The sequence below is a fragment of the Psychrobacter sp. NPDC064578 genome (assembly GCF_044901245.1).
Lineage (GTDB): Bacteria > Pseudomonadota > Gammaproteobacteria > Pseudomonadales > Moraxellaceae > Psychrobacter > Psychrobacter cibarius_C.
Window position 1 is genome coordinate 118,143 of record NZ_JBJDPI010000003.1, and the last position, 22,232, is coordinate 140,374.

Below are 22,232 nucleotides of genomic sequence, written 5' to 3' on the forward strand. Positions count from 1 at the left end.
CTAAATAACTATAGATTTTCAATAAAAGAATAGAGATAAAAGCGCGATTTTTGATTGATAATTAGGCTTTATATACAAGCATAAGACATCAATATGAATACCATTTCTCAGCCTTCCTCACGCAAAAATCCCTTGTTCACCCTGTCTCCGCTGATGAAAGGCTATGTGGCGATGATTGTTGTGATATTGATTTGGTCAGGCTTTGCATTGACTGTACGAGCGGTTGGAGCATCATCGTTAAGCATGGCTGATGTCATGCTCATTCGATTTAGTGTGCCACTACTTTTATTGACGCCTTGGGTATTCTCTAGTTTGAAGGAAATCAAAAACATGAGAGGGGCTGATATCATTTTTATTTTATTTGGCGGTGTTCCTTTTCTGTTGCTCGCCACCTTTGGTGCGAGTACTGCTCCTGCCGCTTATGTTGGTACTATTTTGACAGGGACGCCAGTATTTTTTGCCGCACTCTTGTCCTTTATTTTTTACCGCCAACGTATATCACTAAAGAAATTTTTGGCATTCATGATTATTTTCTTTGGCGTAGCCACGATGATGGTAGGGAACGCAGGACCAACACCTAGTAGTTTGCTACAGGGGATGGCCTTTTTACTGATTGCGAGTTTGGTTTGGGCAGGTTACACCTTAGGCTTAAAAAGTACGAGCTTGAGTCCAATAGCGGTTGCTATCGTCCTTTCTTACACTGCATTTTTTGTGACATTAGTGATGGTTCTATTTGGTCTTCTAGAGACCAACCTTGGGGCTGTCTCTTTTGACGATGCGCTACCTTTTATCTTAATACAGGGCGTTGGCGTTGGTATTGTCTCAACCATTGGGTTTTCTTATGCGGTCAACAAGCTTGGGTCGATTCGCACCTTATTGCTTGGCTCCTTGTCTCCTGGACTAACCGCTTTACTCGCAGCGTTGATACTCAATGAGTCTTTATCAATTGCAATGCTATGCGGCATCGTGTTAAGCACAATTGGTGTCATTTTATCCAATCGAGCGAAGTAAAGTAAGATATGTCCTATTGCAAAAATGAGCATCAAAAAGAAAAGCTTAATTTTTCATCGAGCACTGTTCTTAAGCTTCTTTATCTATGATTGCTTCGCTTATTCTTTATATATTGTTTGACTGAAATAATAATTAGAGCTATCAAAATTGGATAAATAATGAATATATCTACTCTTATTATCGCTCCAACTTGTGTTCTAGACCATATACCTATATAAATTTCCCATACAATATATAGGAGTATGGCAACGATCGTTACCATTTGCATTTTGGTTATTTTTTTCATAGGTCTTCTCTCTTATTTACTCTCAAGATATGTTGGAAGTGCAGAAATATGTGCAAATACTTTAGATTGCTCATTCCATTTCCAGTATTTTTGCGTTTCTTCAGTATCGCCTGTTGGGGTCGGAATTACCCATACTGACGTTAGAATATTGCTTTCCTGTTCAAATGTAACATATGTGCCATTACCACCCCATTCTTTATCTTCTGGTAAAGGGTAAACCGTTCCATTTCGGCTATCGACCATCGCACCACTGACACAGCCTGAACCACAGCCCCATGTTATTACTACGTAATGGTTTGCAAAATTCACGTCCTGTTTCGCATATTCCCCACTAATCACAGTTCTATAACGTTTTGCAATTGGATGACTGTCGAAATTTATATTCGATTTTTCAATAGCTATTGGTTTAGCTTTTACCAGCGCCGTCTCTTCAAGTACAGTATCAATAGCGGTAGTATGCATAAGATCCGTATTTGTACAGGCAGTCGTGAATACAGTTAATGCTAAAACTAACTGTATTTCAAAGTTTTTATATAGCACTTGTGCCATTCTATGACCCAGCAAACCTTTAAGGAATACTTAAAATTCGTTAACTGTGTCAATCACAAACTGACGAGAAGCCTCACCATCTATCATATGATACTGAATTTGGCGTGTTTTACCTTGTGGGTTGGCATTGCTATCGTCTTCTAAATAGAGTGGGAAACGTCTAACCAATACATTCTCAACCAATGCAAACGCATCATGACCCATATAACCTTGTTTGAGTTTATCAGTCAGCTCTGGATAAGAGACTTCACTCCATGACAGACCTTTATTGCTCGAATAAGCAATCACGTCACCATATGAGCCACTACCCACACTTTGAGTGAATACCAGAATTTCAGGATATCCATCGCCATTCATATCACCCACATCGGCACTAACAACAGGATCGCTAATTGGTCGCTCGATAATGTCTTCACCCATGGGCTGAACCTGCAAGATATAACCACCATTACCGTCAGAGGTACTGGTCACTTGAGTAGAAAAATCACCATAGTTGAGTGATGTAGCGTATTGCGAGTTGTCCAATTGTCGAGTATCCAGCGTATCGCTTAATTTTTGATATACGCCACCAAGCGTTGCACCGCCGCTACAATAAAAAGCTGTTTTTTGTAGATAGGCTTCTTCACCTTCAATGGATAAGCTATTGTCATTAAAGCGCAAATAAACGGGGTTATTATCTACCCAAAACTGATACCGTCCATCATGAGCTTTATGAAGTACGGTGTCTAATGTACAAGTAGGTTTCTTTTTGTCTATGCGAGAACGAATAGATACACTAATAGCATCTTGACCAGCATCACGTACGCTGATCGCAAACCAGTCATAACCCTCGTTACGCTTGGTATAGCCATCTGTGACGTAATCGCCCGTTATATTGTTAGTATACTTATCGGTTGAGGTTGTCGTCGGTCGGTCGTTATGTAAAACCGTTGTTGTCTCAAGGCCCTGTGTATTAGTGTTCTGGCACGCAGTCAGACTTAATAACAGCATGCTGGGCAGTAACGTTTTTCTCATCATAATTTTTATTCCTTCAGAAGATCGTTATATGGGCCATTCATAATAAATTCATGACAGCCCACATCATTTAGCAATTTAAAAAACCATTATCCATTCTTGGTGTGGAATATTGGTTTGTACCCATTTCTCTCGATGGGGTCTAAGTCAGGGCACTAGGATAGAGGAGTTCAAAGTCTGTGACTATGTCTATTCAGTAATTTTTTTACTTATTTATGAAAATTTGATGCTTACGCATAAGCCGCGATTTATGCTTGGGAAAAGCAGTGCTTTTGCATATAAAGTGACAATAACGTTGCATTATTTTTTGCTTTCCCATTGCTAAAATAGATTGTTACTTGATGCTTGCAAAACGATTCAAATTATCATTCGTAATACATCAGATTTATCTTTACAATCTCATCTCATTTACACTATCAGATAGATTTAAGGTGAGTATTCCATGCTTTTGAGTATAGTTTACATTATTGGTATTACAGCAGAGGCAATGACAGGTGCACTAAGCGCGGGACGACAAAATATGGATTGGTTTGGCGTTGTGCTTATCGCTAGTGTAACGGCGATAGGTGGTGGTAGTGTCAGAGATATCTTGCTTGGTAATTATCCCTTAACTTGGGTAGAACATCCTGAATATTTATTAATTGTTTGTGTGGCTGGGCTTATAACGACCTGGTTGGCGAGATGGGTTGTTAAATTTAATGGTGTTTTCATGCGTTTGGATGCCTTGGGGCTAGCGGCCTTTAGCATTATTGGTTGCCAAGTAGGGCTTAACATGGGACTTCATTATGGTGTTTGTGTGGTTGCTGCCATTGTAACAGGCGTATTTGGCGGGTTGCTACGTGATTTAATATGTCGCCAACCCCCATTAGTTTTACATCATGAATTATACGCTTCAGTTTCTTTAATCATTGCGTGTTTATATTTAATACTTCAGCATTTTGCTATTAGTAGTAATATCAGCGTCATTATTAGTTTAGTTGCTGGTTACTTAATCCGTATGGCAGCGGTTAGAGCAAAGTGGCGATTACCTGTATTTCATTTGTTAGAAACTTCCAAATAAAATAGTGGTTCTACCATTATAATGATGTCTACGAGCGGGCTGTGTTATTTTAGAGAGTCGTTAAGGCTCTCTATTTTTTTACCATCATACTGACTTAACGCCACTAATATGACGATCTAGCTAAGTTTTAGCATGTTCTTAAGCCTCATTAAGGCTTAGTAAGTATGGTATGTATAGCCTATTAGGTGCTCACAAGACCTCTGCGGTCTATTTTATAATCTAGTGCATTTATTCAAGAAAGTCCCAACAAATACTTTAAAAAATACTGGTTATTTTCGAGTAAATCCATTAACCTACTAAAAGTAACTTACCTTAAGTAGGTTGCTTTTAGTAACAGGTTTCTTTAGTGAAATAAGTTTTGGTATAAAAGGGTTCTTTTATGAGCATAAGTGACTATAGTACATCCAAATTGTTATACGACCTAGTGGTCATTGGTGCAGGGGCTGGTGGCTTGAACGCAGCATTGACTGCTATGGAATATGGGAAAAAAGTGGCTTTAGTAGAACGTAATCAGCCAGGAGGAGAGTGTACATGGTCTGGCTGCATCCCTAGTAAAGCGATGATACAAATGGCAAAAGAGATTAAAATCTCAAAAAAATATGGTTCTATAGAGATAAACTCTGCTGATGTTTTATCAAAAGTACGAGCATTAATTCAGAAGGCACATCAAGCAGAAGCTGTACCTGTTTTAGAAGCTGCTGGAATCGAATATTTCTACGGTGAAGCCGTGTTTTTGGATAAAGATACTGTTCAAGTAGGTACAAATACTTTGCAAGCAGAGAATATAATGATTGCCACAGGCTCATCGCCTGTCGTTCCAGATATCTTTGGTATTAACACAGTTAATTATCTGACAAATGAAAATATTTTTCTTTTGCCAAACCTGCCTAGTAGCATCATTGTGTTGGGCGCTGGGGCTATTGGTGTTGAGCTGTCACAAGCAATGCAAGCGCTGGGCGTAGAAGTTAAACTGGTAGAAATGGCTCCTCATATTCTTTATCGAGAAGAAGTAGAGCTTTCTAAGTTACTACAGGAAGTCTTAGAAAAAGATGGGGTAGATATTCTTCTAAATCAACGTGCTATTGCTGTCTCAGAGGATGCTACAGGTATTCAGCTAACACTTTCTTCGCCTGAGGGAGAAGCCATCGTTTGTGCGGAAAAAATCTTGTTTGCTTTAGGACGGCAACCTAATCTAACGACGCTAAATATAGCCGATATTGGTATTAAAGCTACCTCGCAAGGAATCACGGTGAATGACTACTGTCAAACCAACGTCTCTAATATTTATGCAACTGGAGATGTGGTAGGGCCTTACCTTTTTTCTCATATGGCTGGGTATCAAGCACGAAATGTAATCCATAATTTATATGGTGTAGGAACACAGCCTATTGACTTATCAGGTGTCGCTTGGTGTACGTTCTCAGACCCCGAGTTTGCTCGTTGTGGCTTAACTGAAGTTGAAGCAAGCACGGAGCATAATGATATCAAGACTTTTACGTTTGACTATGAAGATTTAGATCGTGCCGTTGTGGATCAAAAAACAATAGGTAAAGCAAAAGTAATTTGTGACAACAAAGGATTAATACTAGGGGCTTCTATTTTAGGAGAACGGGCGTGTGAATTGTTGGGTGAGTTACAGCTATTAAAGCAGAATCAAATCCCCCTACAGAAACTGCAGGAGAGCATACATCCTTATCCGGGATACAGCGAGTTACTCTTTTATTTAAGCATGGATGCAAAAGCATGTTTCATCGCTTAAAGTGTTAATCAATACGTATGAATAAAAGAAGGAGAGAGGGATGGGTAAGCGTATGACAAAAGAAGAACGTCGTATTCAGTTATTGGCCATGGCTAATCAAATTGTTCAGAAGTCAGGTACAGAGGCTTTAACATTAATTTCATTAGCTGATTACGCAGGAGTTAGCAAGCCCATCACATATGAACACTTTGGATCAAGAGAAGCGTTACTTTCAGCCCTCTATCAAAGCTATGATCAACGTGTAATTGAAGCTATTGAGCAGGCGGTGGCTGAGCACCCAGTCTCTCTCGAAGCCACCGTCGATAGTGTTGTTAAGTCATATCTTGCTTGCGTAGTACATTGCGGATCTCAATACGAGGAAATTATTGCCGCTTTACAAGCTTACCCTGGCTACCGAAACCTCAAAGCTGATATTCGATACTACTTTTCTAAAGCCTATTGGCAGATTTTACAGCCTCATTTAACAGGGTCTTTCCAAGAAAACAAGGGGGTGTTATACGCTATCCACGGTACAATCGATGCTATTTCAGATGCAGTAATGATGGAGGGGTTAAGTTATGAAGCTGCTGAAAGCCTTTTACGAAAATTAATTCTTACTGTAGTTAGGTCGCTATAAAAAATTACAGTGAGTCTGGAGTAAAGTCTTCGGAGTACCTGTTGGTATACTTCCTAAAGTGTTAGAAACTTCTAAATAAAATATGACCCTACCGTTATAAGAATGTCTACGAGCGAGCTGTGTTATTTTAGAGAGTCGTTATTATCTGTGAACACCTCATTTTTAACACAGCTATTTGACGCAGCTATTTAATACAGTCTGCCAGCAATTTATCTCATTTTTATCGTCATGTTCAAAATGAGGACACGTCCGAATACTACTATATAGTAAGCGTAATTTTACCTACTGCTTTACCTGATTCAAGATGGTCATGCGCGCGCGCTACCTCCCAAATAGAGTAGTTACTATCATCTATGATAGGCGTGATTTTGCCAGTATCAACCAGCTCCGCAATCATTGTCAGGATACGACCGTGCGATTCATGGTTGATGCCATGAAATAATGGAATGAGCACCAAAACACCGTGAAAGGATAAGGCTTTGAGAGCAATTTGCAATGGATCAGCAATGGGTAAAATAGTGGCGACATGGCCATTGAATCTAACGGCTTGAAAAGATTTTTGAATATTATCACCAGCCACCGTATCGAAAATTTTGTCAAAACCCACGCCGTCAGTATACGTCGCCACATAGTCATCAACCTCCGCCGTTGTATAATCCACTAGATGATCCGCGCCTAGTGTTTGTGCTAGTGCACTATTAGCAGGAGAGTAGGTAGTGGTGACTGTCGCGCCAAGTACTTTTGCTAGCTGAACGGCAATATGACCAACGCCCCCTGTTGCACCATGAATCAGGACATTATCGCCTTCTTTGACATTCATTTTTTGTACGAGTGCCTCATAAGAAGTGAGTGCAACCAACGGCAGGGCTGCGGCTTGCTTCATGCTGAGTGTTTTAGGCTTTTTAGCCATCAAACGCACATCAACTAACATAAATTCAGCAAGTGCACCATCAATACCGTTAAGGCCACCAGCCATACCATAAACTTCGTCACCAACACTAAATTCAGTGACGTCGGCACCTATCTCGCTCACAATGCCAGCTACATCACCGTGTAGTATCTCTGGCAAATTCTCCGACCAAGGCAGCTCGACTGAGCGCAGCATGGTATCAATAGGATTCACACTAGTGGCTTTCACTTCCACAACCATGTGACCTAGTGTTGCCGTTGGTTTTGGTTTTTCTGCCAATTGAAAAACTGCAGTTGTACCGATTTCTTTAATGATCATCGCTTTCATGTTATTACCCTTTACTGGTGTAAATATCTTATTGTTTGTTTCAGGACAGTCAGTTTAGACGTAGCTAATCTAGCAAACCATTACCCAGTAAACAAATTACTTTTGCTTTTTGAGCAAGCCATGGTTACAGTTAAATGGAATACCTATCAACTTAATAGAGGAGTGGCAATGAGCTCAATAAATCGATTGGCATACTTCAATAGTGTTGTCGAAACTGGTAGCATTTCAGAAGCCAGCCGCATCTTTGATGTACAGCCGTCTTCCATTTCACGGCAGTTAGCGGTGCTTGAAAAGGAGTTGGGGGTACGTCTGCTCAATAAAACGACCAGAAACACCAGTTTGACTGAAGCGGGGCACAAATATTACGAATACTCTCAGCGAATTGTGTCAGAGTTTGACAATGCCAAAAGAGCCGTTAATGATTTACAAATAACGCCACAGGGTAAGCTGAAAATCAGCATGACAGTCGGTTTTGGTGAAAGCATAGTATTACCATTAATACCGAAATTTATGTCGTTATATCCAGATATTGATATAAAAATTGAGTTAACAGAGCGGGTTGTGGATCTTATAGAAGAAAATATTGACGTGGCTATTCGAAGTGGACGCTTATCTGATTCGACCATGATTGCCAGACGCTTGATATTTAATGATTTTCTACTGTGTGCAAGCCCCCAATATTTAAAAAATAATGGCACGCCTTGTAGCATTGACGATCTAGCTGATCACCAATGTATCCGATATGGTTATAACGGTTGGAAAGAGTGGTTTTTGATAGCAGAAGATCGTAAAAAGTTGATAATTAATAGTCAGGTTTCAGTGAACTCCGTGAATGGTCAGAAGCAGCTGGTATTGAATCATACAGGTCTGACGCTAATCCCATTGTGGGCTGTTAAAAGTGAATTGGCGAACGGGTCATTGGTTCAAGTCATGCCAGATCATATTTTTAGTCCTTATGAAGAAATCAGTGCCACTTACGCTATTTATTTAAAGCGAGATATGGTCTCACCAAAAACACGCGTTTTTTTAGATTTTTTGGTAGAGCACATGATAGCGATTTGAGTTTGGGTCTACAGCTTGATCGCACAAATTTTTATAGTCAACGACTGCTAAATACATTTTAACGAATATTGATATTTTTAAAGACCGAGTATGAATAGTTTATGAAAAAATAGGAGAGCGCCCAATACGCGTATTATTTCATATACGATATAGGCCTAGGCACTCATGACCTGATGAATGCTTCTAAACTTAAAATGACTATTATTCTTAAATATGAGCCTATGGAGCTTTCATGACATCTAAATTATTTATCAGTGGATCAATTATGCTGGCCCTCGCTACACTATCTGGTCTGATGGAAAGCTTATTTTACGGTGACATTGGTTCTGATGGCGTGCTCCAAGAAAGCTTGTTTTTACCTTTGACTTTTATTTTTTTAGCCTTAGCACTAATTCTTTATTGCTTAGCACTCATCATGCAGGTAAAAACAAGAGTGACAGGTACTCACATGAGCTAAAAGCTTATACCACAAGCACATTATCAATCAGCATCATCTCTTCGCGCACTTTAAACGTTAGGTCATGAACACTGGATCTGACGTTTTTATTTTGGTCAGTCTCTGTTGGGGGCTGACGTTTGGTGACATTGACAGTCTCTTGTCCATCATAGTTTATGTCAGTCAGCGTACTGTACTTCCCTAAGAGCTGTTGATTATGTTGAGTGATATTATTGGTGTTGTAATCTAGCTCAAAAAATCCTAAATAAAGTGAGCTGCTAGGAAGGTTTGGATTATCTAAATTAGACAGCGCTTCATCTGATACAGGGGTAGTATTGGTTAGTGTATAAGGAGCGATAAATTTAAAACATTTTTATCTTCTGAGCTGTTTAACGCGGTGATATTGGTATAGTCCAGCGACGCTGAATAATTTTTATTATTTGCTAATACACCTCTCACATATGGTTTGCTACCTTGGCTGTCATTGGCGCTGATAAACTTTGTCAATTCCACTTGATTCTTATGGTCAGGGAAAGTGATATAAAATACTTCATCCGTATTGATACTAAACAATTTCTGCATGACGTTGGATGGCTTTATTTCTAGTGAACCCTCTAACGTTTTATCCGTATGCTGGCAACCGGCCAGCGTGGTTAATGTCACTAACGCGATAATTGAGCTAAATTGTAAAACTTTCATAGTATTCTCTTAAATTTAATAGCTATTCAAAAATATCCTACTAGACTCAACGATATTTCAAAATTTCTTCTTGTAAGGTCTGATAAATGTGCTATACGGTAATAAAGCCGTTACATATAAATTTAATGATTAAAATATGAACAGCATAGGTCAACACTTCAGTAGTTATGAAAATAGCGTGTACTTTAATCTTTTTTATATTATCTCAGCCTGTTTAGACCCTAACTAAGTTTTATGAAGCTATATCAATTGATGCAATGTCGATTTCACGCGATCCATCACTATCATCGTTCTAAACCACTTAATATTAGGATTGTCATAGAACAATTCTTTCCTAATAACACTATACTCTTCCATGCTTGATACCACCAAAATCAAAATAAAATCCGCATCCCCTGTTACGTAGTAACACTGCTGTATCGACGGTGATGAAAAGGACTTTTTTAGCGTTTCTAAATCTGATGAATGAGATTTTTCTATATGTATTTCAACAACAATAGTAATGAGTTTCCCGATTTTTATAGGATCAACGATTGCTGTATTAGTAGCAATAACACCATTGTCCTCCATCTTTTTTATTCTGCGTTGAACGGATGCTATAGATAGACAAACTTTTTCAGAAAGAAATTTTAAGGAGGTTTTATTATCCTCTTGCAAAACGCGCAATATCTCCTTATCGAAATTATCTAGCAAATCAGCTGTCTTCATTGGTAATTTTTCCCATTTAATGGCTATATTCAGACCGTTATTCTTATAGCAAAAAAGCTAAACTTACAAGTACAAATTAACAATACTTAAAGGAAATAAGTATGCATTGGCAAACTAAATTAACTCAACCTCAAGTTTTATCCAATCCAGGTTTTAAGTCTCTAGTTACTCCCACCTATAGAGGCTCTACTGTTTTGTTTGAAAAACAATCGGACGTAGTTGATGGCTGGGATCAAAAACAAAATGGTTATAGTTACGGTTTATACGGAACGCCGACGACCATTGAATTGGCGGAACGTATAGCCGAGCTAGAGAATGCACATCATACTTTTACCGTTCCAGGAGGACAAGCTGCAATTGCGTTGGTTTATTTGGCCACTTGCCAGAGTGGAAGTCATGCTTTAGTACCTTATTCTGCCTATGGCCCAAATAAAGAGATGGCGCAAGGTATGCTTAAAAACTTAGGTATCGAAGTTGAGGCATATGATCCAATGCTAGGCGCTGATATTTCTCATCTTATTAGAGAAAATACTACTTTGATATGGGTTGAAAGCCCTGGTTCCGTCACTATGGAAGTACAAGATATTCCAGCCATTTGTGTCGAAGCTCACAAGAGTGACGTCATCGTTGCTTTAGATAATACTTATGCAGCAGGAGTACACTTTGATGCATTTGGTCATAATGTTGATATTAGTATTCAAGCACTGACTAAGTATGTCGGCGGGCATAGTGATTTGCTTTTAGGTACTGTTTCCGTAAATTCTGAAAAGTTAAAAGCAAAAGTAGGTGCCACTTTTAAGCAGTTAGGGCTCGCCGTGTCTCCAGATGATTGTAGTTTAGCGCTTAGAGGTTTGCAAACACTAGCCATTCGACTTGCTCATCTTGAAAAATCAACGCTCACAGTTGCCCACTGGATAGCAGAAAATCCTAACGTTGAGCAAGTGTTACATCCCGCCTTACCTTCTTGTCCTGGTCATGAGTTTTGGAAACGTGATTTCACAGGCTCTAGCAGTGTTTTCTCTTTTATTTTCAAAGACTATGTCAGCGCGCTTGAAGTTGAAAATTTTATTAATTCTTTAGCGCTATTCAAAATTGGTATGAGCTGGGGTGGTGTAACCAGTCTGGCCTTAGTTTACCCCTCTATCGAACGCCCAAATAAAGATTATGAAGGCCGTCTAGTTAGACTGAATATAGGTCTGGAAAATACTGACGACTTAATTCTTGATTTACAGCAGGCCATGCAATCAGTCACTTCTTAAAATAAAATCTGATTATATAAACAAATTTCAATATACATGGATGTCATAAATATGAACGAACTCACAAGAGGGTTTACTCAAAAAGAGTTTGAGACCAGAACAGAAAATGCTCAGAAAATGATGTATAAGCGCAAACTCGATGCAATGATTTTTACTACTGAACCAAATGTTCGATACTTTACTGGTTTTTTATCTCAATTCTGGCGTAGTCCCACTCGTCCTTGGTTTGTCGTTGTGCCAGCAGCAGGGAAACCCATTGCCGTTATTCCTAAAATAGGAGCTACCGGCATGGCAGAAACTTGGATTGAAGATATATACACTTGGGCCTCACCTCAGCCAGAAGACGATGGTATTAGTCTATTGGCCAATACTCTTAATACGCTGCCTCGTAAGCATGGACGAATCGGCGCTACATTAGGTATAGAGTCTCATTTACGAATGCCCATCAACAACTATGCATTGCTGACTAGCATGGTAAGCAGTGATTTTGTTGATGTGTCACTTGATGTACATACATTACGTCAAATCAAATCAGAAGCTGAGATTGCCAAGACTCGTGAAATTTGTCGTATCACAAATGCAGGTTTTGACAAAATACCGACATACGCAAAAGTGGGCATGACAGAACGTGAAATCTGTAAACAATTTAGTATAGATATGATGAGAGAGGGCGCTGACGAGACACCTTTTGTTATCGCAGGGTCAGGGCCAGATGGTTATTACGAGATTTTGATGGGACCCACTGATCGAGTCATCGATTCTGGTGACGTCTTGTTAATTGATACTGGCGCCGTCTGGGATGGTTATTTTTCTGATTTTGATCGTAACTGGGCGTTTGGTCGTGCTAGCGAACAAACGAAAGCGGCTTATCGCGCTACTTATGAGGCTACGACTAAAGGCTTTGAAGCCGCGCGTCCTGGCGCAACTACAACAGATATCTACAATGCAATGTGGAATGTATTAGAAGCCAATGGAGCGTTAGGAAGTGACATTGGTCGTCTGGGTCATGGTTTGGGTATGGAGTTGACCGAACGTCCTTCTCATACCGCCATGGATAATACCGTTCTTCTACCAGGTATGGTGCTTACTCTAGAGCCAGGTATGACCTATGCGTTAGGCAAAATGATGTTGCATGAAGAAAACATTGTCATTACAGAAGATGGTGCAGAGTGGTTAACAAAACGAGCTGAACCTGAATTAATCATTATTGACTAATAGCATCAAGAGCGGATGAAAGAGGCGTATAGGTGAATCCCATATAAAAGGACAGCTATAGGTACTTTGACCGCTCTAAAAAATCACATCGGAAGTGATATATCCACTGAATATTAATAGGGAATAAAATAAGATGTCAAATTCTTTAGACAGAAATCATCATATTCTGGGCAAATGGACGCTATTAGCCATGGGGATCGGCATTTGTGTCGGTGCTGGGCTGTTTTCGCTTGTCGGTGCAGGTATTGGACTCACTGGACATGCTTTGTGGTTGGCTTTTGGCATTGCACTTATATTTGGACTGCTCTATAACATACCTATGTTATTTGCGAGTGGTGCGATGGTTTTAGATGGTGGCCCTTACGCTCTTATTAGTAGAATACTTGGCAAAAAATATGCGGGCATGTACGTTGTAAGCTTCTTTCTATATTTTCCTACGGTCGCTATATATGCATTAGCGCTAGGGTTTTACATAAACTCCTTACTTCCCTCAGTCACTCCTTCAGCGGGTGCCATTGCAGGTTTAACGGTATTCTATATTGTGAATTTATTTGGTCTAGATACTCTATCTAGATTCCAAAACATAATGACAACTCTGCTGTTGGTTGGTGTTGCGACATTTATTCTAATTGGCTTTGGGCAAGTTGACTTTAGCCTTCTTTCACCACAAGCAAATCCAGATTTTGCATCCCAAGGTAATCTAGGTATCTTTAAAGCAGCTTGCTTACTTTCTTTTGCAACATATGCCCAATACTATCTAATGTATTTTAGTAAATACGCCAAAAATCCTAAAAAAGACATTCCTTTCGCGATGATAGGTACAACCGCTACAATTTTTATAATCTATCTTGGCGTTTCGGTCGTAGCCAGTGGTGTTCTTCCTATTGATGAAGTTGCTAACCAGCCTATGACCCTTGTTGCGCGAGAAGTTCTCTCAACACCATTATTCGTGTTTTTTATGATCTGCGGACCATTTATGGCTCTGTCGACAACCATTAATAGTGTTTATGCCTCTTATGTACAACCTATTCAAGCAGCTACGCATGATGGATGGTTCCCAAAAAGCTTCGCTGTTACCAATAGAAGAGGCACTCCTTGGAAGATTTTAACGCTTTGTTGGCTAGCCTCTATGCTACCAATAATTCTTGGTTGGGATATCAGTACTATCGCAAATACCTACATTCTTACTGATATTTGTATTGGTATTTTTATGATGGTATCAATTGCAATGTTGCCTAGTAAATTTCCACATGCTTGGGCAACGCGAGAGTTTGGTAAAAAAGTTCCTTTATGGGCATTTTATACGCTAGTAGGCCTTGCTGGTGTGGTGCAAGGGATTCTTATATACAATTCAATTACTTCTATCAAACTGTACATTGTACTGGTAACGGGACTGGCTTTTGTTGCAGGAATTATTTATGCCATTAGAAAAGATAAAGAAATTAATGTTGAGAGCCCGAAAATTGCGACGACTATCTAACCAAGTATCACTCTTTTATTATCCTTCAGATATAACACTGATAAAACGTTCAATTATCACTATTCTAAATATAGCAATATGATGGATACAGTATTGCTATGACGGAAATAACAATGGATATGAATATGAATCTTGAGCAATTTAATGATTTTGAAATCAAGTTGACATTTACGCCTGCACCACGTCCAGACAGAGTACATATTGGTCTGGTGCAATTAGCCAATGATCATACTTTAGAAACAGATTGGTCACATTTACTAGCAGAACAAGCGTCTTTATTCAGCAATCGCGTATTTAAAAAAAATGGCATGACACCAGAAGCGTTGGATGAAGTTGCTGCAAGCATTGGTGCAGCTGCGTTACTGGTGGCGGACGGACTACCAATGGATGTTATGGCATTTGCATGTACCTCCGCCTCATTTGTGATTGGTGAAGAAAAAGTATCCAACCTGCTGACAGAAGGGCGTGGTGATATACCTACTACAAACCCATGGTCTGCTGCAAAAGCAGCCTTTAAACATCTTAACGCAAAGAAAATAGCTATATTTTCTCCCTATCCAACCGATGTTAACTACCAACTTAAACTGCGATTAGAAGATTCTGGTTTTGAATTAGTCGCATTAACTGGGTTAGGGATTATGGATGATAATATGATTCATAAAGCGTCATTAAGTAGTTTTGAAGAGGGTATTGAAATCCTTGTAAAAGATACTGGAGCAGAAGCAATATTTATGTCTTGTACCAGTCTTCGAGCAGTAGAACATATTCAGTATCTTGAAGATAAATATGGTATTCCTATCATTTCTAGTAATTCAGCTCTATTTTGGCATTCTATGCAACTTTGTGGCAAAACAGCTAAATGTTCAGGCTACGGTAAATTGCTAAATGGTGAGAAATAATTTCCATTGATAAGCTTATATTGGTGGAGGAATAACGGTAATGAGGAAGCTTTTTTAATAGCAATAAAAGGACATATTCATGAATTTAGAACAAAAAGTAGTCGAATGGCGTCATCATATACATCAGCACCCTGAGCTGAGTACCAAAGAGTTTAAGACTGCAGAATTTGTCGCTAATAAACTCGAAGAGTTTGGAATGGAAGTTCATCGCAATATTGGTGGCACTGGTGTGGTTGGCATTTTAAAAAATGGTACTAGTGCGCGCTCAATTGGTCTACGTGCTGATATAGATGCGCTACAAATACATGAACAAAACACGTTCAGCCATACCTCAAAGAATGATGGCGTGATGCATGCTTGCGGGCATGATGGGCATACTGCTATGTTGCTAGGGGCTGCTTACGCACTGGCAAATAATAAACGCTTTGATGGTACAGTGCATTTCATTTTTCAGCCAGATGAAGAGCGAGCTACTGGTGCAAAAGCAATGATTGCTGACGGCTTATTCACCCGCTGGAAGATGGACGCCATATATGGTATGCATAATATCCCTGGTGTTCCAGCAGGACAGTTTATAACTAGACCAAACTCATTGATGGCAAGTGAAAGCAGCTTTAAAATTGTTATCAATGCCACTGGTGGGCATGCGGCATTACCGCATATGGGTACAGATCCGATCGTTGTTGGTGCGCAAGTGGTTACTGCATTGCAAACGATTGTTTCGCGTAATTTAAGTGCCATAGATGAAACCGCTATAATCTCAGTGACCAACTTTGAGACCAATGGTACGGTTAATGTTATTCCTTCACAAGTTACGATCACTGGTGACACGCGCAGTTTTACCGATTCAGCATTGGGTAAAATTGAAAAGGCCATTGAACGTGTGGTGGAAGGGCAGTGTATATCTGCAGGAGTTGATTATGAATATCACTTCAACAGCACTTGTTTGTCTACGGTCAATGCTCCAGTTGAGACGACTCATGCTGTCACAGCGGCAAAAAAAGTGGTTGGCGCTGATAACGTAAATGGCAATTGTGAACGATACACAATCAGTGAGGATTTCTCATTTATGTTACGTGAGATTGATGGTTGTTATATTTTGATTGGTAATGGTGAAGGCGAGTGTGGCGGTACTGCTCTACATAACCCACTTTATGATTTTAACGACGGTATTTTAGCCATTGGCATTGATTACTGGATAACCTTGGTTGAGCAGCAGCTTAGTCAATAATGGCGTTGTTATGTAATATTTATACGTACCAAATTAAGGTTGCAACTTAAAAATCGCAACCTTATTGTAGGTTTTATTAATGTCTGCACCATTTTTTCATATAAAAAACTATGGACTTCATACGTTATCTAAAATTAGTTTAAGTGACCCTCTCCGAGCATATTAGAGGCGGGCTTGATCTATGCTGTAAAACTAGTAGAAACTAGCTTGGGATATCTTAGTTATGCAGCCTGACGGTAAAAGTTAAACTACATTTGTCTTGGCGATCTATAGCTTAAACCCTTTTAAATGCTCGTCCCACTGTGATAACAACTCTTGTCTTGCATCTCTGTAAACCCCGATATTGAAAACTTTACCTAAGAATAATAAAGGCCTGAGACAGGTATATATCATATACAACCTAGCTTAAAATTTTTTGAAGGTTATAGTCTCTTAAGTAGATTATGTAATATTGCTATATTAGCTATCATGAAGGTTATACCATTGTTATTTAAGAATATCTGTCTTAGCAGCAGTGCTTCGTAGGTGAGCCTAATCTAAACTCTATTGAAAAAAATGGGTGCAAGAGGAGTTTCTATACCAAGGATAGATGGAGAGTTATTTAGACGAATTGTTCTATGATATGGGTTGTGCTAAGTTTATTGTAGACTGACTATAGCAGTAGTGTTTATTACACCGCTAACAATATTTATTGCTGAATATGGTAGCGACTTGCCAGTCTCCTTCAGAACTATAAAGCGGTTATCCAAGCGCGTTTGACTGATACTGGATTAGGCTACCTGATGGGATTAAGTGGTGGTATGGCAACGTATTCAACTGCGTTACGTGAACCAATACAACGGCTAGAACGATGGTTAGTAGTGAGTTTTGGATAGCGGAAAAAACCAGTTTTTAGATATTTACTTAAAGATTATGGTGTTGATCGAGGACATGGAACATTAATAGAGGAAACTCCAATATTAAGAAGCTTACCTAGATAAAAACATGAAATCGATAAAATACTCTAAGCTATGAAATCTAAAGATCAAAAGGTCTTTTCGTACTAAAAGTATAAGAGGATGGTTATAATTAGTACTGCCATGAAAGGCTGATGCTAGAATCTCCCCAAACGTTGTTGTAAGCCTAGCTAAGGTCTCGACATAGTCGGCTTGCGCCTAATTTGGTGTAATTTTAGCGATCATCAGCCCTAATGTTTGAATGTTCAACAGACCCTATAATATCTTCATTAATTAATGTTAGTGCCTTTCAAACACCTTATACATACAACCTTGAGTTTGCAGTCCTATTGCGACTACTCCGTTTATTTAAGGTGCGTTGATGTGTTGCAAACTTGAGACACTCTAAGCGGCGTTATAGGCAAACGGCAATATCGACATGAGTGTTATGTGATGTGCATAATACTCATGTGAGTAATCCTAGAATATATTCAGATATTATTAATTTTTCTAGTTAAAATTTATTCAATAGCGATCACTTTTTGCATCTCATTTTGATGTCCCAAATTAGCATCAGTTAAGTTTCCAAAGTTACTTCTTTTCTCAGTCTGATCTACTATTTTGGCACCCACTAAGTCACCAACGACGTTGCCAAAAGTGAAGATCATATCGACCAAGATATTGATACCTGCGGTGAGCGCAACGATTTCGATGGGCAATCCCGCTTGGGTAAAGACGATAGACATACCAATTAATCCAGCACCTGGGACACCAGCCGTACCAATCGCGGCCATAGTACCAATGATGACAATGGTGGCCAATTCAGGTACCGACAGTGACATCCCCATGATTTCTGCTGCAAAAATGACAGCGACACCAAAACGTAATGCCGTACCATTCATGTTTACGGTTGCACCAATAGGCAATGTCAGTTTGGCAACACGCTCACCAATACCTGCTTTTTCTGCGCATTTAATGGTAATCGGTAGCGTGCTCAGGCTACTGCTGGTCACAAATGAGGTAAAGGCCGCTTCTTTGATGTTTTTGTAGAATTGAATGACTCTCACACCAAACAGTTTCAACATGATCGGAAAAACAACACCCACCAATACGATGACGCCAAGGTATGACGTACCAATGAATTTACCCAGCGCAATAACGACATCTAATCCTTGTGTACCAAAGGTATTAGCAGTAATGCCCAGTACACCAATCGGTGCGTATAATAGAATACCGTTTAGTATTTTAGAAACGACTTCGTTACAGGCTTCGAGCATTCTGAATAAAAAATTACCCATCTCTTGTTGCTTTTCGTCTGCTGAATGGCGCATGAATAAAATAGCCAATCCAGAGATAACAGCGACAAATACGACCGCGAGAATATCACCTTGAGCAAAAGCATGAAAAATATTACTAGGTACCATATTCAATAAGGTATCAATGAAAGATGGGCGAGCAGGGGCATCCATAGTTACGGCGGTCGGTAAAGAAAATCCTGCACCAGGATTGGTCATTTTTGCCAAAATAATACCAACGACCACAGCAATACCAGTCGAGACGATATAAAAGGGGAATATTTTTAGTCCTATCCGACCGAGTTCTTTAGGGTTGGAATGGTTGACTGCGACCATCAAAGAGAAAAGAACAAGAGGTATCACGACCATTTTTAATAAGTTTAAAAACAGGGTTCCAAGCGGTGACAGAAAGCTACTGTGCTCGCCCAATACCAGTGCCAAAAAGATACCTATTAAAAAGCCGCCCGTCATTTTTACCATGAATGACATACTGGTATACCAACGCCAAATTATTCCCATTACTATCTCCTGTTATTTACAATATCTGTTACTGACCCTTAAAAGGATATATCGAGATGGGCAAGAGAATATTTTGATTTTAGACATTCCATTGTCCAGTCCTGTATGATTCAAACGCTTTGGCTTGATACGGATGCTGTCAGTTTTTAGACATGTGATATTAGAATTTTTCCTTAAGGTAAAGATACTAAACACCAACAATCACTGAAACAAGCGAATTAATTTATGGCGAGCATTCCTTTTTTTCTTACTGATAGAGGAATTTTCGCCTATTGTTGATGAACGCTTGGGCGCTTTACTCGATATATAATCGATCAATTTAAAGCAGATACAGAACGGTTGGGATGGGTTTTACAGCCTTTGAAGTATTTTTGTACACAGCAAGCGAAGCAGGATTATACCAGCAGGCCCTAACCACAATTACTATTTTGGATTTGAAAAAAGTTATGAAAACGGATACCAACAGTTCGCTAGATTTTAGAAAATATCCTTCAACCAAAGCTTTACAATGTTTTGAGACAGCGGCTAGACACTTAAGTTTTACCAATGCAGCGCAAGAGATGCATATGACTCAAAGTGCCATTAGTAAGCAAGTCGCGCAGCTAGAGGAAGTGCTAAATATTGCTCTGTTTTATCGAACACCTCAAAAAATATCATTGACGCCTGCTGGTAAGACTTATTATTTAGACGTACTCGATATACTGAAGCATATTGAAATAGCGACTACTAATTTAGTGTCTCATAATGACAATACCGAGGTATTAAGAGTTGTCTCGCACCCAACGTTTTGTTCACGCTGGCTCATTCCTGCGTTGAGTGGGTTCAATGAGGCGCATCCTTTAATCAATGTGGAAATCAAAGAACAGGTTGGACCATTTTTTTCTGAAGACCAAAATGTCGATATCGCGTTTTTGTATGGTACGGGTATTTGGGGTGGAATGGAGGCAATTAAGCTGTTTGATGAATACAGTGTGGCCGTCTGTCATCCTGATTATTTAAAAGACGAAAAACCCTTCACGAGCGATGTCGCTAGTTGTACCCTACTGCACCTCAACTCGCGCTTACATGCATGGCATGAGTATTTTGAGCAACAGGATATCAGTGTTAACACGACGTTCGTTGGCCCACGTCTTGATACGTTTCAGGCATGTATATCAGCGGCATTATTGGGGTATGGTCTCGCGCTGGTACCGCTACGCTTGGTAGAGCGTGAGTTGCAGTCAGGGGCACTGGTCACCGCATGGGATTATGCTGCAAAAGGCAGAGGGTCTTATTATATGACTTATCCATTATCACTTGGTGAATCACACAGAATAAAAGTCATTATAAACTGGATATCTGCTTATCTTGAACATTAGGATAGATTGAACCGTTAAAAAACGAGTCTTGTTTGTTGGTTAGATAAATATTTACTGCTAATTGACAGTGATCAGTGCAAGCGTCCACCGTAACAAAAGCTGTTGAGGATATTTATAAGCCATTGATTAAATATATGTTTATGCTTAGGTCTTTTCTATCTTAGCCTTGGTTTTTTACCACAATGACGAAAAGGAATGAAAGCACAACTATTATTCGTTTGCTGAGCGCATCAGGTTTTGCTGAAATGAGGGTCACATTTAAGGAAGATAAGAGACTCTTAATGGATAAGCTATACAACGTCACTGATGCTTTTACGATGGTGCATCCCATTACCTTAACCAAAGGTAAGAATGCAAAAGTTTGGGACAATAATGATCAATGCTACATCGATTTTGTGGGTGGCATTGGCGTTTTGAACTTCGGACATTGCCATCTTCACATCGTGACGGCCATTATCAATCAAACCCAATCGCTCATTCATTATGCCTATAACGCAGCTGCTCACACCCCCTATCAAACCTTCATGCCACGATTATGCGAGCTCATTCCTATCAGTGGGGAGCTATCAGGCATGCTCACCAATTCTGGTGCGGAAGCCACGGAAAATGCCATAAAAATTGCCCGTCTCAAGACCAAGCGTACCGGGGTCATTGCTTTTGATGGCGGGTTCCATGGCCGTACATTGGCTGCTGTTAATCTAAATGGCAAGGTTGCCCCTTACAAGCGAGGGTTGGGACCGTTAGCCGGTAGTGTCTATCACATTCCTTTCCCCAGTCCAGACAATGAGGTGAGTGACCAACATGCAATCGATGCGTTAAATCGTTTGTTTGAAGTAGAAACTGACATCAATAATATTGGTGCGATTATCGCAGAGCCCATACAAGGGGAGGGTGGGTTTCAATTAATGTCACCCTCTTTTGCTCAGTACCTGCGCGCCTTTTGTGATGAGCACGGTATCTTACTGATTATGGATGAAATTCAATCAGGATATGGACGTACTGGCTCACCATTCGCCTTTTCACATTTGGGTATTGAGCCCGATATGATACTGCTGGGCAAAAGCATTGCAGGTGGCTTGCCCTTAGGTGCAGTCGTAGGCAAGGCCAGTGTGATAAATGGCTTGCCTAAAGGCAGTTTGGGCGGTACATATTCTGGTAATCCAGTGGCGTGTGCAGCGGCAAATGCCACGATAGACATCATGCAAGAGGATGAGATATGGGCATCGGCTAAGCACTATGCGCAAGCAATTGAAACAAGTATTGCGCAATGGCAGGCGGAAGGCGTTTCCCCTTGGCTGTATGGTCTCACGGGTATTGGGGCGATGCGCGGTATTGAGCTGCGTCATGCGGAGTATGGATCTCATCCTAGTGTGATGGCTCACGTACTAACCCAAGCACGAAAGCGAGGCTTACTGCTTATGCCAAGTGGTAAATACCGTCATATCATTCGATTGTTACCACCTCTGACCATTGAGCCTGAAACGCTAAAAGCTGGCCTTGATATTTTAAGAGACGTATTACGTACGATTCCTAATCAAAATCCAGTCGAGTGGTCTTAAATATACAGATTAATTATTAATGGGATTCAAGCCCGCCGTAGATGT

The 22,232-nt window shown here is 39.9% G+C and carries 19 protein-coding genes; 13 read left to right on the top strand and 6 right to left on the bottom strand.

Annotated features, from left to right (window positions below; genetic code table 11):
* Window positions 1–93: 93 nt before the first annotated feature.
* The gene (locus ACI2JM_RS04180) at window positions 94–1,011 is read left to right on the top strand and encodes a DMT family transporter (protein ID WP_404642348.1); all 918 of its coding nucleotides are present in this window, start codon (window positions 94–96) and stop codon (window positions 1,009–1,011) included.
* Between the two features lie 298 nt (window positions 1,012–1,309).
* Here the strand turns inward: ACI2JM_RS04180 and ACI2JM_RS04185 are convergent, their stop codons facing one another.
* Both ACI2JM_RS04185 and ACI2JM_RS04190 read right to left on the bottom strand, forming a co-directional pair.
* Window positions 1,310–1,846, bottom strand: coding sequence for a hypothetical protein (locus tag ACI2JM_RS04185; protein WP_404642350.1), 537 nt, complete (start codon window positions 1,844–1,846; stop codon window positions 1,310–1,312).
* Window positions 1,847–1,876: 30 nt separating this feature from the next.
* Window positions 1,877–2,863, bottom strand: coding sequence for a hypothetical protein (locus tag ACI2JM_RS04190; RefSeq protein WP_404642352.1), 987 nt, complete (start codon window positions 2,861–2,863; stop codon window positions 1,877–1,879).
* 439 nt (window positions 2,864–3,302) lie between these two features.
* Between ACI2JM_RS04190 and ACI2JM_RS04195 the strand changes: the two genes are divergently transcribed.
* The 3 genes from ACI2JM_RS04195 to ACI2JM_RS04205 all read left to right on the top strand — a co-directional run bounded on the left by ACI2JM_RS04195 (window position 3,303) and on the right by ACI2JM_RS04205 (window position 6,295).
* A complete protein-coding gene (locus tag ACI2JM_RS04195) occupies window positions 3,303–3,920 on the top strand; it encodes a trimeric intracellular cation channel family protein (protein ID WP_060491256.1) in 618 nt (205 codons plus the stop codon).
* A 379-nt stretch (window positions 3,921–4,299) separates the two neighbouring features.
* Window positions 4,300–5,679, top strand: coding sequence for an NAD(P)/FAD-dependent oxidoreductase (locus tag ACI2JM_RS04200; protein ID WP_060491255.1), 1,380 nt, complete (start codon window positions 4,300–4,302; stop codon window positions 5,677–5,679).
* A gap of 40 nt (window positions 5,680–5,719) precedes the next feature.
* Window positions 5,720–6,295 (top strand): TetR/AcrR family transcriptional regulator, encoded by a 576-nt coding sequence (locus tag ACI2JM_RS04205; protein ID WP_060491254.1) that lies wholly within the window; start codon window positions 5,720–5,722, stop codon window positions 6,293–6,295.
* A gap of 259 nt (window positions 6,296–6,554) precedes the next feature.
* Here ACI2JM_RS04205 and ACI2JM_RS04210 read toward each other — a convergent pair whose 3' ends face one another.
* Complete coding sequence (locus ACI2JM_RS04210; protein WP_404642355.1) at window positions 6,555–7,532, bottom strand: zinc-dependent alcohol dehydrogenase family protein; 978 nt, start codon at window positions 7,530–7,532, stop codon at window positions 6,555–6,557.
* A 168-nt stretch (window positions 7,533–7,700) separates the two neighbouring features.
* Between ACI2JM_RS04210 and ACI2JM_RS04215 the strand changes: the two genes are divergently transcribed.
* The gene (locus tag ACI2JM_RS04215; RefSeq protein ID WP_404642357.1) at window positions 7,701–8,594 is read left to right on the top strand and encodes a LysR substrate-binding domain-containing protein; all 894 of its coding nucleotides are present in this window, start codon (window positions 7,701–7,703) and stop codon (window positions 8,592–8,594) included.
* A 232-nt stretch (window positions 8,595–8,826) separates the two neighbouring features.
* Window positions 8,827–9,051 carry a hypothetical protein gene (locus ACI2JM_RS04220; RefSeq protein ID WP_404642359.1) on the top strand — a complete coding sequence of 75 codons (225 nt, stop codon included), beginning with the start codon at window positions 8,827–8,829 and terminating at the stop codon, window positions 9,049–9,051.
* A 318-nt stretch (window positions 9,052–9,369) separates the two neighbouring features.
* Here the strand turns inward: ACI2JM_RS04220 and ACI2JM_RS04225 are convergent, their stop codons facing one another.
* The gene (locus ACI2JM_RS04225; RefSeq protein ID WP_404642361.1) at window positions 9,370–9,729 is read right to left on the bottom strand and encodes a hypothetical protein; all 360 of its coding nucleotides are present in this window, start codon (window positions 9,727–9,729) and stop codon (window positions 9,370–9,372) included.
* Window positions 9,730–9,969: 240 nt separating this feature from the next.
* On the bottom strand, window positions 9,970–10,437 hold the full coding sequence (locus ACI2JM_RS04230; protein ID WP_194196756.1) for an Lrp/AsnC family transcriptional regulator: 468 nt from the start codon (window positions 10,435–10,437) through the stop codon (window positions 9,970–9,972).
* A gap of 101 nt (window positions 10,438–10,538) precedes the next feature.
* Here ACI2JM_RS04230 and ACI2JM_RS04235 point away from each other — a divergent pair, with 101 nt between their 5' ends.
* The 5 genes from ACI2JM_RS04235 (at window position 10,539) to ACI2JM_RS04255 (ending at window position 16,521) form a co-directional block, all read left to right on the top strand.
* Window positions 10,539–11,696 carry a cystathionine beta-lyase gene (locus ACI2JM_RS04235; RefSeq protein ID WP_404642363.1) on the top strand — a complete coding sequence of 386 codons (1,158 nt, stop codon included), beginning with the start codon at window positions 10,539–10,541 and terminating at the stop codon, window positions 11,694–11,696.
* A gap of 51 nt (window positions 11,697–11,747) precedes the next feature.
* Window positions 11,748–12,911, top strand: coding sequence for a M24 family metallopeptidase (locus tag ACI2JM_RS04240; RefSeq protein ID WP_404642365.1), 1,164 nt, complete (start codon window positions 11,748–11,750; stop codon window positions 12,909–12,911).
* A gap of 133 nt (window positions 12,912–13,044) precedes the next feature.
* Window positions 13,045–14,391, top strand: a complete 1,347-nt coding sequence (locus tag ACI2JM_RS04245; protein ID WP_194196753.1) for an APC family permease — start codon at window positions 13,045–13,047, stop codon at window positions 14,389–14,391.
* A 113-nt stretch (window positions 14,392–14,504) separates the two neighbouring features.
* Entirely contained in the window at window positions 14,505–15,290 is a 786-nt protein-coding gene (locus tag ACI2JM_RS04250) for an aspartate/glutamate racemase family protein (RefSeq protein WP_205628041.1), read from the top strand.
* A 79-nt stretch (window positions 15,291–15,369) separates the two neighbouring features.
* A complete protein-coding gene (locus ACI2JM_RS04255) occupies window positions 15,370–16,521 on the top strand; it encodes a M20 aminoacylase family protein (protein ID WP_404642368.1) in 1,152 nt (383 codons plus the stop codon).
* Between the two features lie 1,456 nt (window positions 16,522–17,977).
* Here the strand turns inward: ACI2JM_RS04255 and ACI2JM_RS04260 are convergent.
* On the bottom strand, window positions 17,978–19,270 hold the full coding sequence (locus ACI2JM_RS04260) for a dicarboxylate/amino acid:cation symporter (RefSeq protein ID WP_404642370.1): 1,293 nt from the start codon (window positions 19,268–19,270) through the stop codon (window positions 17,978–17,980).
* Window positions 19,271–19,716: 446 nt separating this feature from the next.
* Here ACI2JM_RS04260 and ACI2JM_RS04265 point away from each other — a divergent pair, with 446 nt between their 5' ends.
* Window positions 19,717–20,628, top strand: coding sequence for a LysR substrate-binding domain-containing protein (locus tag ACI2JM_RS04265; RefSeq protein WP_404642372.1), 912 nt, complete (start codon window positions 19,717–19,719; stop codon window positions 20,626–20,628).
* Between the two features lie 281 nt (window positions 20,629–20,909).
* Window positions 20,910–22,187: an aspartate aminotransferase family protein gene (locus ACI2JM_RS04270; RefSeq protein WP_404642374.1), complete on the top strand. Its 1,278-nt coding sequence runs from the start codon at window positions 20,910–20,912 to the stop codon at window positions 22,185–22,187.
* The last annotated feature ends 45 nt before the right edge of the window (window positions 22,188–22,232 follow it).